Genomic DNA, 13,495 nt, shown 5'->3' with positions numbered 1-13,495 from the left:
CGCACCACCTCACCGCACCCCCACCACGCCCCACGCACCACGCACCACGCACCACCTCACCGCACCCCGCCCACCGGCGCGACCAGCACCTCCGCCCTGGCGCCGAGCTTCTCGGCGATCCCGTCCCGCAGCGGCCCGTACACGTCCTCGTTGAGGTGCAGCACCTGCGCACCGCCGACGAACTCGTCCGCGGCACGGAAGTCCGTGTGCAGCAGCCGCCCCGCCTCCGTGGCCTCGTCCACGACGCGGAACCGAAAGCGCCCCAGCCGCACACCCACGAGACCGTCCGTTTCCTCCACCACGGCGAGCTGGAAATTCCCGGCGCGTCCGAAGTGGGCCTGGTCCTCGAAGAGTTCCGCGGCACGGTCGGCCGGATCGAGTTCCGTGAGGGCCCGTAACGCCGCGCGGGCCAGATTCACCGCGGCATCCCCGGAGACGCGCCCGAGGATTCCCAGCGCCAAGGGACCGACCCGATACGGGATTTTACTGGGATGCTGCCGGGCGAATCCCTCGTGCTCCTTGACGATCCACCCGACCCTTTCAAGGGTCTCCCCATAGGACTCGTACCAACGCACCGCGTCCGTATGCCGTGCGTACTTCTTGTTGGCCACGAGCTGGGCCAGCAGCACAGAAAACAGAACGTCTTTTCTGTGCTGCTCGGAAACTCCGCCCGCGAGGGCGACAAGGCCACCGCAATCGACGACCACCGAGGCCTCGCCCAACTCGCCGAACTCACCGAACTCGTCCATCACGACCCCGTCACCCCACCGGGCGACACACCGGACGGCACACCGGGCGCCCCCCTAGATCTCCAGGTCGTCGATGAACTGGCTCGCCTTGTCGCCGAGCTTCTTGATGACGGCGTCGCGGACCTGCGCGTACACGTCCTCGTTGAGCGTCATCGTCTGGCGGGCCTGCTGCATCGTCGTGCTGGAGCGCGGGAAGCTGAAGAACAGCACGCGAGTGACGCGTTCCGTGGTGGTGAAGTAGAACATGCCGATCTTCATGACCACGGTGTCCCCGGAGGAGACGCCGCACGCCGCGATCTGGAAGTTGCCCAGCTTGTCGCTGTGCGCGTTGCTCTCGAAGAGGACGACGCGGCGGTCCTTGTCCTGCAGGGACTTCAGCGATTCGATCGCGGCCTTGGCCACGGAGATCTCGCCGGGCGAGGCGATGGCCTGGAGGAGCGCGATGACGGCGCGGTCGACGGTGAACCGGGATCCCGCCACGGTGAGTTTGGCGAAGCTGAAGGACGGCACGACCCAGCCGACCTGCTCCAGGACGGAGCGGTAGTACTCGTACCACTTCTTCGTGTTCTCGTCGCGGTCGAACTTCTTGTTGGCCGCGAGCTGGGCCAGCAGCGTCGCGTTGAGCACGTCGGACTTCTGCTGCCCGTTCAGGCCGTCGGTGAAGGCGATGATGCTGCCCGCGACGACCGCGGCGGACTCTTCTTCCTGGAGCGCCAGTCCGGGCGGCACATAGCGCATTTCGGGCTGATCGAGTTCGAGGCTTTCGATGAACTGCAGCGCATCCGCGGCTTTCTGTTTTGCCGCTACCTCGATGTCGGAAGACGTCATGACGCCCCCTCTGTCACGTGCCGGGTAAAGGGCGAGACGAACCCCGCTCGGGGCAAACTCGCCGGTGTTCCCGGGAATCAGGAACAGTTCCCCCATCGGCCAGCTACGGCTACGGCTACTGATCCGAGCCTCTGGTGAGGGTCATATTAAGACTGCCCCTGAAACCGTCAAGGCCGTGCACAGAAACGACCGGGCCCCGCCCCGGAAGAGTTCCGGGACGGGGCTCGGGAAGCCGCGGGACACCGCGAGAGGCCAGAAGGAAAGCCCTGACTCAAGCGGCCTCAAGCAACCTCGGGCCGACTCAAGCGGCCTCAAGCGACCTCAAGCAACCTCGGGCCGACTCAAGCGGCCGCAGGCACCGCCCGCGACGACGGCGCGTCGTCGACCGAGTCGAAGTCGTCGAGCGGAGACGCCGACGCACTCTCGTACGCCTCGCGGTCCAGGATCTTCTCGCGGGCCGCGACGACCACGGGGACCAGCGCCTGTCCCGCGACGTTCGTCGCGGTGCGCATCATGTCGAGGACCGGGTCGATGGCGAGGAGCAGGCCCACGCCCTCCATCGGCAGGCCGAGCGTCGACAGGGTCAGGGTCAGCATGACCGTGGCGCCCGTCAGACCCGCCGTCGCGGCCGAGCCGACGACCGACACGAACGCGATGAGCAGGTACTCCTTGATGCCCAGGTTCACGTCGAAGATCTGCGCGACGAAGATCGCGGCGATCGACGGGTAGATCGCGGCGCAGCCGTCCATCTTGGTGGTCGCGCCGAACGGCACGGCGAAGGACGTGTACTCCTTCGGGACGCCGAGTCGCTCGGTGACCTTCTGGGTGATCGGCATGGTGCCGACCGAGGAGCGGGAGACGAAGGCCAGCTGGATCGCGGGCCAGGCGCCCTTGAAGAACTGGAGCGGGTTGACCTTGGCGACGAACGCGAGGAGCAGCGGGTAGACGCCGAACATCACCAGGGCGCAGCCGATGTAGATGTCGGCGGTGAACGTCGCGTACTTGCTGATCAGGTTCCAGCCGTAGTCCGCGATGGCGAAGCCGATGAGGCCGACGGTGCCGATCGGGGAGAGCTTGATGACCCACCACAGTGCCTTCTGGAGGAGGGCGAGGACGGACTCGCTCAGCTCCAGGATCGGCTGGGCCTTGTCGCCGATCTTCAGTACGGCGATACCGGCGACGGCGGCCATGAAGACGATCTGCAGGACGTTGAGCTCGGTGAAGGGCGTGATGACGTCCGTCGGGATGATCCCGGTCAGGAAGTCGATCCAGGAGCCCGCGTGGTCGGGGGCCTTGCCGTCCTTCGGGGTGAGGCCGGTGCCGGAGCCCGGGTTGGTGATCAGGCCGATGGCGAGGCCGATGGCCACCGCGATCAGCGACGTGATCATGAACCAGAGCAGGGTGCGGGTGGCCAGCCGTGCGGCGTTGTTGACCTTCCGCAGGTTGGTGATGGACACCAGGATCGCGAAGAAGACGAGCGGGGCGACCGCCAGCTTCAGCAGGCCGATGAAGGTGTCGCCGACCTTGGAGAGGGTGGTGACGAGCCAGGAGATGTCCTGGCTGCGGGCGAGCCAGCCGAGCAGGACGCCCAGCACGAGGCCGCCGAGGATCTGCGCCCAGAAGGGGATCTTGAGGAACTTGGGTATCCGGAAGCCGGACTGGGGCTTCTCGGGCTGCCCGGCCTGGTCGGCGGGGGTCGCGGAATTCGCGGACACGGACACACTCCGGTGAGGAAAGTCAGGGGGTTGGGGACGTACGGGAGCGACGACCGCGAAGGGTCAGCGGGGCCGCTGCATCGGGGGTCACGTTCAGATGTGACAGGCCGCGGACATGCAGCGGCAGAGGTCGACATGCAGGCGCGCCACGAGCGGGACGCTCATGGCGTTGCGGTGCGCTGCTGCTGTCTTCATGTCGAACACGTTAACACTTGTACTTTGAGTACATCAAAGGTCTTGTTTGAGGTACGGGGGAGGGCTGCCCCCGCTCGGGGCGTGCCCCACCCGCCTCAACTGGCCCCACAACGCGAGGAACCCCGGTTCCGGAGCGATGTGCTCCGGAACCGGGGTTCCCAGAAGTGTGTGACGAAGCTTACGAACCCTGCGCCTGCGCGCCGCCCTGCGCCCGCAAGCCTTCCTTCGACTGCGCGCGCGCCGCGTCGTCCGCCTCGTCCTCCTGCGTGCGGTTCGCCTCCAGGTTGGCCTTGGCGCGGTCCACGCGCGCCACGACGTCCACCGAGGCGCGGTCGCGCTCCTTGCGGAGGGCCACGAAGCTGATGGGCGCGGAGACGACCAGCGACAGCAGCAGCACCCAGAGCAGGTTCGAGTCGCCGAGGCCGCGCGGCAGGATCTCGGAGTAGACCAGGCCCCAGACGACCAAGAAGCAACCCACGAAGATCCCGAGGCGCATCAGCGTGTAGCGGAGCATGTCAATCCACTCTTCCGTTCCGAAATGGGCCCGAGTAGGACGAGCCTCTCCAGTGAAGCACGGAGAACTCCGCCCCCGGCAGGGGGGGGCCGGGCAAGAGCGGGCCCGACCGCACCCGAAGCGGGCCCTACCGCAGCTGCAGCAGGAGCATGATGTCGTCGCGGTCGTCGCCCGGGGCGACGCGTATGGCGCCGGGCACCCGCCCGACCTCCTTGTATCCACAGGACGCGTAGAAGCGTTCGAGGCCGGTGCCGCCGCGGCAGGTGAGCCGGACGGCGTCCGTGCCCTCCAGCGAGCGGGCCGCGTCCTCGACGGCCGCCATCAGATCGCGGCCGTAGCCCTTGCCCTGGTGCCGGGGATGGACCATGACCGTGTAGAGCCACACCCAGTGCTTCATGAGGCGGTGGGTGTTGTGGGTGAGGAACGCCGTCGCGGCGACGGCGCCCTCCTCGTCGTACCCCACGAGGAGCCGCGTCCGGCCCTCGGCCATCGCGGCGAGGTGCCGGACGAACTCGGGGCATATCTCCTCGGGCGTCGTGGGCGGCACGAAGCCGACGGCCCCGCCCGCGTTGGTGACGTCCGTCCACAGGGCCAGGACGCCGTCGCGCAGCGCCGGGTCGACCGGTGGGTCCAGGCGGAACGTGAGTGGCATGGACGGCGCCCTCAGACCCGCATCGCCTGCGGCGTCTCCCGCAGCAGCGGGTCGGGCCCCTCGTACTCGCGGATCGCTTCGTAGCGCGTGTTCCGCTCGACCGGGCGGAAGCCCGCCTCACGGATCAGGTCGAGGAGGTCCTCGCGGGTCAGCTTGTTCGGCGTGCCGAAGTTGTCCGCGTCATGCGTGATCTTGTACTCGACGACCGAGCCGTCCATGTCGTCCGCGCCGTGCTGCAGGGCGAGCTGCGTGGTGTGCAGGCCGTGCATGACCCAGAAGACCTTGACGTGCGGGACGTTGTCGAAGAGGAGGCGGGAGACCGCGAAGGTCTTCAGGGCCTCCGCGCCGGACGCCATGGTCGTGCGCGCCTGGAGCTTGTTGCGGACCTTGCCGTCCTGCATGTCGACGAAGTCGTGCTGGTAGCGCAGCGGGATGAAGACCTGGAAGCCGCCGGTCTCGTCCTGCAGCTCACGCAGGCGAAGGACGTGGTCGACGCGGTGGCGCCGCTCCTCGATGTGGCCGTACAGCATCGTGCTCGGGGTCTTCAGACCCTTCTCGTGCGCGAGCCGGTGGATGCGCGACCAGTCCTCCCAGTGGGTGCGGTGGTCGACGATGTGCTGACGCACCTCCCAGTCGAAGATCTCCGCGCCGCCGCCGGTCAGCGACTCCAGGCCCGCCTCGATCAGCTCGTCCAGGATCTCGGAGGCCGGCATGCCGGAGATCGTCTCGAAGTGGTGGATCTCGGTGGCGGTGAAGGCCTTCAGGGAGACGCTCGGGAGCGCCTTCTTGAGCTCGCTCAGCGAACGCGGGTAGTAGCGCCAGGGCAGGTTCGGGTGCAGGCCGTTGACGATGTGCAGCTCGGTGAGGTTCTCGCCCTCCATCGCCTTGGCGAGGCGGACGGCCTCCTCGATGCGCATCGTGTACGCGTCCTTCTCGCCCGGCTTGCGCTGGAACGAGCAGTACGCGCAGGACGCGGTGCACACGTTCGTCATGTTGAGGTGGCGGTTGACGTTGAAGTGCACGACGTCGCCGTTCTTGCGGGTGCGCACCTCGTGGGCGAGCCCGCCGAGCCAGGCCAGGTCGTCCGACTCGTAGAGCGCGATGCCGTCCTCGCGGGACAGCCGCTCCCCGTCCCGGACCTTCTGCTCAAGATCGCGCTTGAGACCTGCGTCCATGCCCTCGCCCTTACCTCTCCCTACGACCTGCCACAAACTCACGCCAACCGTACGCCCCGGGGCTCACTCCTCCTCAGGCAGCTCTCCCACCCGGTTCTCCCACTTGGTGGAGAGCACGATGGTCGTCCGCGTCCTGGACACGCCCCGCGTGCCGCTGAGCCGGCGGATCGTCTTCTCCAGGCCGTCCACGTCGCTGGCCCTGACCTTGAGCATGTACGAGTCGTCGCCCGCGATGAACCAGCAGTCCTCGATCTCGTGCAGGTCCTTCAGCCGCCGCGCCACGTCCTCGTGGTCGGCCGCGTCGGAGAGCGAGATGCCGATGAGGGCGATGACACCGAGACCGAGCGAGGCGGAGTCGACGGTCGCGCGGTAACCCGTGATGACACCGGCCGCCTCGAGGCGGTTGATCCGGTCCGTGACGCTGGGCCCGGAGAGGCCGACGAGCCGCCCGAGTTCGGCGTACGAGGCCCGGCCGTTCTCCCGCAAGGCCTGGATGAGCTGCCTGTCCACGGCGTCCATAGGTGCGATGCCTTTCATTATTCAGCGATACCGCGAGTCTATGTGTAGAATCTAAGGTGTAACAGGGTCTAGCCCCTGTGAATCTTTCTCAATCTCAGCCGATCAACGACGATCCTTCAGGAGTGAGTCACCCGTGTACTCGATCGAGATGGCCTACGCCCGCATGCGCGAGCTCCAGGACATGGCCAACCGCTCGCGTGCGAATGTCGCGGCGCCGCGCAAGGCCGCCAAGAAGGCTCGGGGCGCCAAGAAGCGGTAGTCCCGCCGCGGGGGTGGGGACCGGTGCCGACTGCGGCTTCGTCGTGGTCGCTCGCGCAGTTCCCCGCGCCCCTTCGGGGCGCTCACCCGCCACCGGAAGCGCCCCCCAGCTCTCCCTCCCACCGGCGGTACAGGCTGTGCGGCACCCGTGCCGCGTCCAGCACCCGCCCGGCGACGAAGTCCACCAGATCCTGGATGTGCGTCGCCCCCGCATAGAACGCCGGAGAGGCGGGCAGCACGATCGCGCCCGCCTCGTCCAGGCTCACCAAGTGCTTCAGCGTCTGTCCGTTCAGCGGCGTCTCGCGCACACAGACCACAAGGCGTCGGCCTTCCTTGAGCGTCACGCTCGCCGACCGCTGCAGCAGGTCCTTCGAGAGCCCTAGCGCCACCCCGGCCACGCACGCCGTGGACGCCGGAACGATCAGCATCCCCTTCGTCGCGTACGAACCCGAGGACGGCCCCGCCGCCAGGTCACCGGCGGCCCAGTACCGCACATCGGACACATCGGGGTCGAACACCCCCGGCTTGCCGTCCGCGCCGCGCCCCAGCCAGTGCCACAGGTCGTCGCGCCAGTGCGCGTCCCGGAAGGCGATCCCCGTCTCGTCGAGCAGCGTCAGGCGCGAGGCCCGCGACACGACGAGGTCGACGCTCTCCCCCGCCGCGAGCAGCGCACGCAGCACAGCGGCGGCGTACGGCGTGCCCGAGGCACCCGACACCCCCACGATCCAAGGCCTACGCTGCGTATCTCCTGGGTTCACGCTGTGAAGCCTATCCCCGGGCTGTTCAGACGGTGAGCCCGCGTACGAGCAGATCGAGCAGCGCGCACGCGAACAGGGCGATTCCGATGAACCCGTTCACCTGGAAGAAGGCACGGTTCAACCGGGACAGGTCGTGCGGCTTCACGATCGAGTGCTCGTAGACGAAGGCACCGGCCACGACCGCGAGGCCCAGCCAGAAGAACACGCCCGCGTCGGTGGACGCCGCGTACCAGACGAAGAGCGCCGTGGTCACCAGGTGACAGGCGCGGGCGCCCCGGATCGCGGCGGGGATGCCGAACCTCGCGGGCACCGACTTCACGCCGACCTCACGGTCCGTCTCCACGTCCTGACAGGCGTAGATCAGGTCGAAGCCGCCGATCCAGACGCCGACCGCGAGCCCGAGGATCACCGCCTGGCCCGACCACTCACCGGTGATCGCGATCCAGGCGCCGACCGGGCCCATCGCCTGGGCGAGGCCGAGGATCGCCTGCGGGAAGTTCGTGAACCGCTTGCCGTACGGATAGACGACCATCGGGATCACCGCGACCGGCGCGAGCGCCAGGCAGAGCGGGTTGAGCAGCGCGGCCGACGCGAGGAACACGACCAGCGCGATCAGCGCGCCCGTCCACGCCGACTTCACCGACACCGCGCCCGTGACGAGCTCGCGGTGGGCGGTGCGCGGGTTGCGGGCGTCGATCTCGCGGTCGATGATCCGGTTCGCCGCCATGGCGAACGTCCGCAGCCCCACCATGCACACGGTCACCAGGAGCAGCCGCCCCCAGTGGATGTTCCCGTCCAGCTGGAACATCGCGGTCAGCGCGGCGATGTACGCGAACGGCAGCGCGAACACCGAGTGCTCGATCATCACGAGCCGAAGAAAGGCCTTGGTGCGCCCCGGCTGCGGGATCGCGGCTGATGCTGAACTCACGAGAGTCCGTACTCCTTCCAGCGGCGGTCGACCTTCGCCGCGATGGACGGGTCGGACTCGACCATGTTCGGCCAGCCCCCGTCCCGTACGTAGCCCTCTTCGGGCAGCTTCTTCGTCGCGTCGATGCCCGCCTTGCCGCCCCAGAACTGCTGGTAGGAGGCGTGGTCGAGGTGGTCGACGGGGCCCTCGACGACCGTGAGGTCACAGGCGTAGTCCGTGTTGCCGAGCGCGCGCCAGGACACCTCGTGCAGATCGTGCACGTCACAGTCCTTGTCCACGACGACGATCAGCTTCGTCAGGGACATCATGTGCGCGCCCCAGATGGCGTGCATCACCTTCTGGGCGTGCTTCGGGTACTTCTTGTCGATCGAGACGATCGCGCAGTTGTGGAAGCCGCCCGACTCCGGCAGGTGGTAGTCCACGATGTCCGGGACGATCACCTTGAGCAGGGGGAGGAAGAAGCGCTCGGTGGCGCGGCCGAGGGGGCCGTCCTCCGTCGGCGGGCGGCCGACCACGATCGACTGGAGCAGCGGGCGCTTCCGCATCGTCACGCAGTCGATCTTCAGTGCGGGGAACGGTTCCTGCGGCGTGTAGAAGCCCGTGTGGTCGCCGAAGGGACCCTCCGGCAGCATCTCGCCCGGCTCCAGCCAGCCCTCGATGACGACCTCGGCGTGCGCGGGGACCTGCAGCGGAACCGTCTTGCAGTCGACCATCTCGACGCGCTTGCCCTGGATGAACCCGGCCAGCATGTACTCGTCCATGTCGCCGGGCAGCGGCGCCGTCGACGCGTACGTCACGGCGGGCGGGCAGCCGAAGGCGATGGCGACGGGCAGCTTCTCGCCGCGGCGGGCGGCCACCTGGTAGTGGTTGCGGCTGTCCTTGTGGATCTGCCAGTGCATGCCGATGGTGCGCTTGTCGTGGCGCTGCAGGCGGTACAGACCGAGATTGCGGACGCCGGTGTCGGGGTCCTTGGTGTGGGTCAGGCCGAGGTTGAAGAAGGAGCCGCCGTCCTCGGGCCAGGTGAAGAGCGCGGGCAGCTGCTCCAGGTCCACGTCGTCGCCGGTGAGGACCACCTCCTGCACGGGCGCGCTGTCGGACTTCACCTTCTTCGGGGGGACGTGCGTCATCGCGCCGAGCTTCCCGAAGGCCTCGCGCACACCGACGAAGCCGTGCGGCAGCTCCGGCTTGAGCAGCCCGCCGATCTTCTCGCTGATCTCGTTGTACGACTTCAGGCCGAGCGCCTTCAGGAGGCGGCGGTCCGTCCCGTACACGTTCATCGCCAGGGGCATCGCGGAGCCCTTGACGTTCTCGAAGAGGAGCGCGGGGCCACCGGCCTTCTGGACGCGGTCGGTGATCTCGCCGACCTCCAGATACGGGTCGACCTCGGCCTTGATGCGCTTGAGATCGCCCTCGCGGTCCAGTGCCCGGAGCAGGGAGCGAAGATCGTCGTAAGCCATGCGTTCCAGTATCCGGCACCGGTTACCCTGGCCCCGTCACCGGGGGCACGCACGCCTACCGCCGCAACCGCTTGGGGGATCGCGCCACCATGCTCAGGTATCTGCCGTTCCTGCTGGTCCTGGCGGTGTGGATCTATGCCTTCATCGATGTCCTGAACACTCCGGAGAAGGAGGTCAGGCATCTGCCCAAGGTGGTGTGGGTCATCATCGTGCTGCTCTTCGGAGAGGTGCTGCTCGGCCCCGTCGCCTGGTTCGTCACCGGCAAGAAGCGCCACGCCCCCGGCAGCGGCCGGCGCGGCCGGGGCGGCTGGGTGGCCCCCGACGACAACCCGGAGTTCCTGAAGTCCCTGAAGGAAAAGGAAGAGGACCCGGACGAGAACCGGCGCGACAAGGGCAACGAGGGCTGAGGGTCCGTGGAACTGCGGCTGCTCGTGACCTTCGAGAAGGTCGCCACCGTCCTCAGCTTCACCCGCGCCGCCACCGAGCTGAAGTACGCGCAGTCCAGCGTCACCAGCCAGGTCCGCGCCCTGGAGACGTCACTCGGCACGGAGCTCTTCGACCGGCTCGGCAGCCGCATCCGGCTCACCGAGGCGGGCGAGCGGCTGCTGCCCTACGCCCGGCAGATCATCGAGCTCTCCGACGAGGCACGGGCCACCGTCGTCGGCGCCGAGGAGCCCTCCGGCGCGATCGCGGTGGGCACGATGGAGTCGCTGACGTCCTACCGGCTGCCGCCGCTCCTCGAACTCTTCCACCACCGCTACCCGAAGGTGCGGCTCTCGCTGCGCCCCACGCTGGGCGACGAGACCCGGCAGGCGCTGCGGCAGGGAACGTACGACGTGGGCTTCCTGATGGAGCCGGAGACCGAGCACCAGGGCCTGGAGACCGAGGTCCTCGCGCGGGAGCCGCTGGTGCTGGTCTGCGCCCCCGGCCATCCGCTGGCGGCGCGCGGCGCGGACTCCCTCGGCACCGGCGACCTGGCGTCGGCGCAGCTCGTCGGGACCGAGCCCGGCTGCCCGTACCGGGACCTGTTCGAGGAGGAGCTGCGCGAACGGACCGGCGCGCCGCCCCCCTTCATGGAGTTCGGCACCATCGAGGCGACGAAGCAGGGGGTGGCGGGCGGTCTGGGTGTCGCGCTGCTGCCCGCCGTGGCGGTGGCGCGGGAGCTCGCGGACGGCACGCTGGTCCGGCTGGACTGGGAGCCGCCGTTCACGCTGTGGACGCAGCTCGCGTGGCGGTCGGGGAAGCGTCTCGCTCCGCAGGTGCGGCTGTTCGTGGAGCAGGCCGTGCGGCTCGTGCGGGAGCAGAGTTCGTCCCCCGGCCCAGCGTCACCTTGAGGCTGGCCAGCACGATCAGCGGGACGCCGAGCGCCTGGACGAGTCCGATGTGGTGGCCGTAGACCGCCCAGTCGGCGACCATCGCGACCGCCGGGTAGGTGAAGGCGAGCACGGCGATCTTGGCGGTGGGCAGCTTGGCGTACGCCGCGTACATCAGGACGTACATCAGGCCGGTGTGGATCACGCCGAGTCCGGCGAGCCAGGCCCAGCCCGCGCCGGTGCCGCTCATCGCGCCGAAGTCGGTGAAGGGCAGCAGCAGCGGGATGCCGACGACGACCTGGACCAGGGCGACCAGGTGCGGCCGGACGCCGGTGACGCGCTTGGTGACGAGCGTGGACAGGGCGTAGAGGACGGCGGCGAGGAGCGCGAGGCCGATGCCCGCGAGCGAGCCCGCGTCGCCCGGGCGCACCCCGGAGACCAGCACGAGTCCCGCGAACGCGGCCGTCAGCCAGCCCAGTTGGGGGCGGGTCAGGCGCTCGCGCAGGACGAGGGCGCTGAGCAGCACGAGGAAGAACGGCTGGGTGTGGTAGACGACGGTGGCCAGTGAGATCGAGCTGGCTTCGTACGCCTTGAAGAGGAACACCCAGTTGAAGACGATGAACACCCCGCCGAGCGCGGCGAGGCCGAGCTTCTTGAGGGTGAGGCCGTGGTCGCGGAAGTAGCCGCGGGCGAAGGCGTACGTGCCGAGCGCGAGGGCGCCGAACAGGACGCGGAAGAAGACGACGTTGAAGGCGGAGGCGCCGGACTCGACGACGAAGATCCCGAGGGTGCCCGACAGCATCATGGCGGCGGTGAGCTGGGCGGTGCCCGTGCGCTCCGAAGGCGTGGTGGTGGTCATGCCGATGAAGCTACGAGCGGGCGTACGTGCTGGTCCACGCGCCAGTGGGGCGTCCTCCCGATGGGGCCATCGGCGCTGTCGATGAGGCCTGACCGGGGGTCCGGGTGGGCACGATGGCAGGCATGAGCAACGCATCGCGCATCCCGACCGTCGACCTGCGGCCGTGGCTCTCCGGCGATCCCGAGGCCCGTGCGCGGACGGCGCGGACCGTCGACGAGGCCCTGCGGACGGCCGGGTTCCTCCTGGTCACCGGGCACGGCGTCGATCCGGCGCTGCGCACGGCGATCCGGTCCTCGGCGCGCGGCTTCTTCCGGCTGCCGGAGGAGGCGAAGCGGGCGTACGCGGTGCGGGTCGGCGGCCGCGGCTGGCTGGGCCCGGGCGCCGAGGCCAACAGCTGTGCGGAGGGCACGGCCGCTCCCCCGGACCTCAAGGAGTCGCTGTCCTTCGCGGCGGACGAGCCGACCGGTGACGAGGCCGTGGACGCGGAGTGGTTCGCGGCGAACACGTGGCCGGAGGAGACGCCGGAGCTGCGGGCCCTGGTGCAGACGTATCTGCGGGAGATGCGGACGCTCTCGGACCGGCTCCTGGAACTCCTCGGGGTGGCGCTGGGCGAGGACGGCGGCGCGGACTTCTTCACCCGCCACACCGGGCACCCCACGTGGGGCTTCAACATCAACTGGTATCCGGGGCGGGAGACCGTGGGCGAGCCGGAGCCGGGGCAGTTCCGCATCGGCCCGCACACCGACTTCGGGACGGTCACGGTCCTCGACCGGCAGGCGGGCCGGGGCGGGCTGCAGGTGTTCACGGACGAGGACGGCTGGCAGGACGCGCCGTTCGACCCGGCGGCCTTCACGGTCAACATCGGCGATCTGATGGCACGTTGGACCGGCGGCCGCTGGCAGTCGGGCCGCCATCGCGTCCTGCCGCCACCGGCCGAGCTGCCCGCCGAGGAGCTGATGTCGCTCGTGTACTTCTACGAGTGCGACCCGGGCACGGACGTCCGGGGCGTCGACTCGCACGTGTATCTGCGGGCCCAACTGGACGCGATCACCGTGGAGCGGCCGGAGTAGCCGTCGCGTACGCGGCGCGGAGCTCCTGCCACCGGGCCGGGGTCCATGTCGACCAGTCCTTGGGGCGGCCGTCCAGCGCGTCCGAGAGCAGCCCGAAGTGGTCGTGCCAGCCGGCGAGGCAGTCGAGCCGCAGCGCGTCGTCGCCCTTGAACTCGTTGGTGAAGCGCAGGGTGGTGCCGGTCGCCCCGACGGGTTCGAGGTGGAACCGGCAGCGGCCGTGCAGGTCGATCGTGTACTCGGCGACCACCCCGTGGTCCCACGCGGTGACGCGCCCGGAGTGCGTGGCGTCCTCCCCGCCGTTGAGCCAGCGCAGGGTGACCGCGCCGCCGAGCCGGGGCTCGAACACGTCGGCGGCGGCGAGCCACCCCGGCAGTCCGCCGGGGGTGGCCACCGCCGCCCAGACCTTGTCCACAGGGTGGGGAAGGTGCAGTTCGTACCGGAGGTGCTGGGTGGAGCCGTCGGTGCGGCTCGTGCCTTGTCCGATGGTCGCGGTCATGGGTCCAGA

The 13,495-nt window shown here is 69.1% G+C and carries 15 protein-coding genes and 1 pseudogene; 4 read left to right on the top strand and 12 right to left on the bottom strand.

The window, feature by feature from the left end; translation table 11 throughout:
- Positions 1-56: 56 nt before the first annotated feature.
- The 7 genes from AOK03_RS13730 to AOK03_RS13700 all read right to left on the bottom strand — a co-directional run bounded on the left by AOK03_RS13730 (position 57) and on the right by AOK03_RS13700 (position 6,347).
- Positions 57-749 carry a hypothetical protein gene (locus AOK03_RS13730; protein ID WP_157868941.1) on the bottom strand — a complete coding sequence of 231 codons (693 nt, stop codon included), beginning with the start codon at positions 747-749 and terminating at the stop codon, positions 57-59.
- Between the two features lie 54 nt (positions 750-803).
- Positions 804-1,577 (bottom strand): hypothetical protein, encoded by a 774-nt coding sequence (locus tag AOK03_RS13725; protein WP_055565514.1) that lies wholly within the window; start codon positions 1,575-1,577, stop codon positions 804-806.
- A gap of 341 nt (positions 1,578-1,918) precedes the next feature.
- The gene (locus AOK03_RS13720; protein ID WP_055565513.1) at positions 1,919-3,292 is read right to left on the bottom strand and encodes a dicarboxylate/amino acid:cation symporter; all 1,374 of its coding nucleotides are present in this window, start codon (positions 3,290-3,292) and stop codon (positions 1,919-1,921) included.
- Positions 3,293-3,665: 373 nt separating this feature from the next.
- Positions 3,666-4,001: a DUF4229 domain-containing protein gene (locus tag AOK03_RS13715; protein ID WP_055565512.1), complete on the bottom strand. Its 336-nt coding sequence runs from the start codon at positions 3,999-4,001 to the stop codon at positions 3,666-3,668.
- A gap of 127 nt (positions 4,002-4,128) precedes the next feature.
- A complete protein-coding gene (locus AOK03_RS13710) occupies positions 4,129-4,653 on the bottom strand; it encodes a GNAT family N-acetyltransferase (RefSeq protein ID WP_055565511.1) in 525 nt (174 codons plus the stop codon).
- A gap of 11 nt (positions 4,654-4,664) precedes the next feature.
- On the bottom strand, positions 4,665-5,828 hold the full coding sequence (gene mqnE / locus AOK03_RS13705; protein WP_055565510.1) for an aminofutalosine synthase MqnE: 1,164 nt from the start codon (positions 5,826-5,828) through the stop codon (positions 4,665-4,667).
- A 63-nt stretch (positions 5,829-5,891) separates the two neighbouring features.
- Complete coding sequence (locus tag AOK03_RS13700) at positions 5,892-6,347, bottom strand: Lrp/AsnC family transcriptional regulator (protein WP_030791839.1); 456 nt, start codon at positions 6,345-6,347, stop codon at positions 5,892-5,894.
- 133 nt (positions 6,348-6,480) lie between these two features.
- Between AOK03_RS13700 and AOK03_RS44855 the strand changes: the two genes are divergently transcribed.
- Positions 6,481-6,606 (top strand): hypothetical protein, encoded by a 126-nt coding sequence (locus tag AOK03_RS44855; RefSeq protein WP_279616319.1) that lies wholly within the window; start codon positions 6,481-6,483, stop codon positions 6,604-6,606.
- Positions 6,607-6,688: 82 nt separating this feature from the next.
- Here AOK03_RS44855 and AOK03_RS13695 read toward each other — a convergent pair whose 3' ends face one another.
- The 3 genes from AOK03_RS13695 to AOK03_RS13685 are packed head-to-tail and all read right to left on the bottom strand — an operon-like array spanning position 6,689 to position 9,748.
- Entirely contained in the window at positions 6,689-7,363 is a 675-nt protein-coding gene (locus tag AOK03_RS13695) for a UbiX family flavin prenyltransferase (RefSeq protein WP_079074700.1), read from the bottom strand.
- Positions 7,364-7,388: 25 nt separating this feature from the next.
- Positions 7,389-8,291, bottom strand: a complete 903-nt coding sequence (gene mqnP / locus AOK03_RS13690; RefSeq protein WP_055565508.1) for a menaquinone biosynthesis prenyltransferase MqnP — start codon at positions 8,289-8,291, stop codon at positions 7,389-7,391.
- On the bottom strand, positions 8,288-9,748 hold the full coding sequence (locus AOK03_RS13685; RefSeq protein WP_055565507.1) for a menaquinone biosynthesis decarboxylase: 1,461 nt from the start codon (positions 9,746-9,748) through the stop codon (positions 8,288-8,290). Before AOK03_RS13685 ends, mqnP begins: the two co-directional genes overlap by 4 nt.
- Before the next feature lie 89 nt (positions 9,749-9,837).
- On the opposite strand from AOK03_RS13685, the gene AOK03_RS13680 reads away from it, so the two are divergent.
- Both AOK03_RS13680 and AOK03_RS40810 read left to right on the top strand, forming a co-directional pair.
- Positions 9,838-10,155, top strand: coding sequence for a PLD nuclease N-terminal domain-containing protein (locus tag AOK03_RS13680; protein ID WP_055565506.1), 318 nt, complete (start codon positions 9,838-9,840; stop codon positions 10,153-10,155).
- A 6-nt stretch (positions 10,156-10,161) separates the two neighbouring features.
- Positions 10,162-11,052, top strand: a pseudogene (locus AOK03_RS40810) (LysR family transcriptional regulator); the annotation flags it as partial.
- Here AOK03_RS40810 and AOK03_RS13675 read toward each other — a convergent pair.
- A complete protein-coding gene (locus AOK03_RS13675) occupies positions 10,955-11,920 on the bottom strand; it encodes a DMT family transporter (RefSeq protein WP_055565505.1) in 966 nt (321 codons plus the stop codon). The pseudogene AOK03_RS40810 and the gene AOK03_RS13675 overlap by 98 nt on opposite strands.
- Positions 11,921-12,042: 122 nt before the next feature.
- Here AOK03_RS13675 and AOK03_RS13670 point away from each other — a divergent pair, with 122 nt between their 5' ends.
- Positions 12,043-12,990 carry an isopenicillin N synthase family dioxygenase gene (locus AOK03_RS13670; RefSeq protein WP_055565518.1) on the top strand — a complete coding sequence of 316 codons (948 nt, stop codon included), beginning with the start codon at positions 12,043-12,045 and terminating at the stop codon, positions 12,988-12,990.
- Here the strand turns inward: AOK03_RS13670 and AOK03_RS13665 are convergent.
- Positions 12,968-13,486: an SRPBCC domain-containing protein gene (locus tag AOK03_RS13665; protein ID WP_055565504.1), complete on the bottom strand. Its 519-nt coding sequence runs from the start codon at positions 13,484-13,486 to the stop codon at positions 12,968-12,970. The genes AOK03_RS13670 and AOK03_RS13665 overlap by 23 nt on opposite strands.
- Between the last annotated feature and the right edge of the window lie 9 nt (positions 13,487-13,495).

Origin of the sequence: Streptomyces atriruber (assembly GCF_001418325.1) — a bacterium.
GTDB lineage: Bacteria > Actinomycetota > Actinomycetes > Streptomycetales > Streptomycetaceae > Streptomyces > Streptomyces atriruber.
The sequence above is the reverse complement of the archived record's forward strand: the minus strand, read 5'-3'. Positions and strand labels throughout refer to the sequence as shown.